This is a genomic window from Stenotrophomonas sp. 3diitr2024 (genome assembly GCF_042136455.1).
GTDB classification, from domain to species: Bacteria; Pseudomonadota; Gammaproteobacteria; order Xanthomonadales; family Xanthomonadaceae; genus Stenotrophomonas; species Stenotrophomonas sepilia.
Genome location: NZ_JBHHMJ010000482.1, coordinates 1 through 1193, shown reverse-complemented (window position 1 = coordinate 1193; position 1193 = coordinate 1). Strand labels below are relative to the sequence as shown.

The window sequence follows — 1193 nt, the reverse complement described above, 5'->3', positions numbered from 1 at the left end:
CGGCACCCACCTTGAGAGGATCACCCGAGCCAGCCCTGAAGCGCCTTTGGTGGGTGCGGACCGTTGGTCCGCACTTTCCCTCAGGCACCTGAGAACAGCCCCAGGTGAGGTCAGCTCAGCGCTTCCGCCGCTTCCAGGGTGTTCTGCATCAACGTGGCCACGGTCATCGGGCCCACACCACCCGGCACCGGGGTAATCCAGCTGGCCCGCTGGGCCGCCGCTTCAAACCCGACATCGCCCACCAGCCGGCCGTCATCCAGCCGGTTGATACCCACATCGATCACCACCGCGCCCGGCTTCACCCATTCGCCCGGCACGATGCCCGGGCGGCCCACCGCCACCACCAGGATGTCGGCGTTGCGCACGGCCTGTTCCAGCACGTCCTTGGGGGTGAACTTGTGGCAGCTGGTCACGGTGCAGCCGGCGATCAGCAGCTCCAGGCCCATCGGCCGGCCGACGTGGTTGCTGACGCCCACGATGGTGGCGTTGCGGCCGCGCACCGGCTGGTCGGTGTGGCCCAGCAGCGTGGTGATGCCGCGCGGGGTGCACGGGCGCAGGCCGAACTCGCGCAGGGCCAGGTGGCCGACGTTTTCCGGGTGGAAGCCGTCCACGTCCTTGCGCGGGTCGATGCGCTGGATCAGCCGGCGCGCGTCGGGGATGCCCGGCAGCGGCAGCTGGATCAGGATGCCGTTGATCTTCGGATCGGCGTTGAGCTGGTCGATCAGGTCGAGCAGCTCGGCCTCGGTGGTACCGGCCGGCAGATCGTAGTCATGTGCTTCGATGCCGACCTTCTCGGCGGCACGGCGCTTGTTGCGCACGTACACCGTCGAGGCCGGGTCGCCACCCACCAGCACCACGGCCAGGCCCGGGCGGCTGCCACCGGCGGCCATGCGGGCGTCGACGCGCACCTTCAGGCTGTCGAGCAGGTCCTCGGCGATGCGGCGGCCATCAAGGATGCGGGCAGGATGCTGGGGGGCGGAATCGTTCATCGGGGGCAGGCGTGGGGCGGCGGGGACGCTATTGTCCCTGATTCAGGCCCCCTCGCCCACCGCCGTGCGCCGACTCCGCGCACCGGTAGTGCCGGCCGCTGGCCGGCAACCTCATGACGTCGGAACGTTCGCGCATCTGCCGGCCAGCGGCTGGCATTACCAACCGCCGGCTTCGGCAATTCCCCACACGGTAGTGGGGGGGGG

1 protein-coding gene is annotated in these 1193 nt (G+C 70.1%); it reads right to left on the bottom strand.

Annotation, left to right across the window (positions count from 1 at the left end; translation table 11 throughout):
* Nucleotides 1-110: 110 nt before the first annotated feature.
* Nucleotides 111-989 carry a bifunctional methylenetetrahydrofolate dehydrogenase/methenyltetrahydrofolate cyclohydrolase FolD gene (gene folD / locus ABGA94_RS12180; RefSeq protein ID WP_111187543.1) on the bottom strand — a complete coding sequence of 293 codons (879 nt, stop codon included), beginning with the start codon at nucleotides 987-989 and terminating at the stop codon, nucleotides 111-113.
* Nucleotides 990-1193: the final 204 nt, after the last annotated feature.

Coding starts and splice junctions, on each gene's coding strand:
- folD (WP_111187543.1), bottom strand. CDS start 989: ATGAACGATTCCGCCCCCCAGCATCCTGCCCGCATCCTTGATGGCCGC.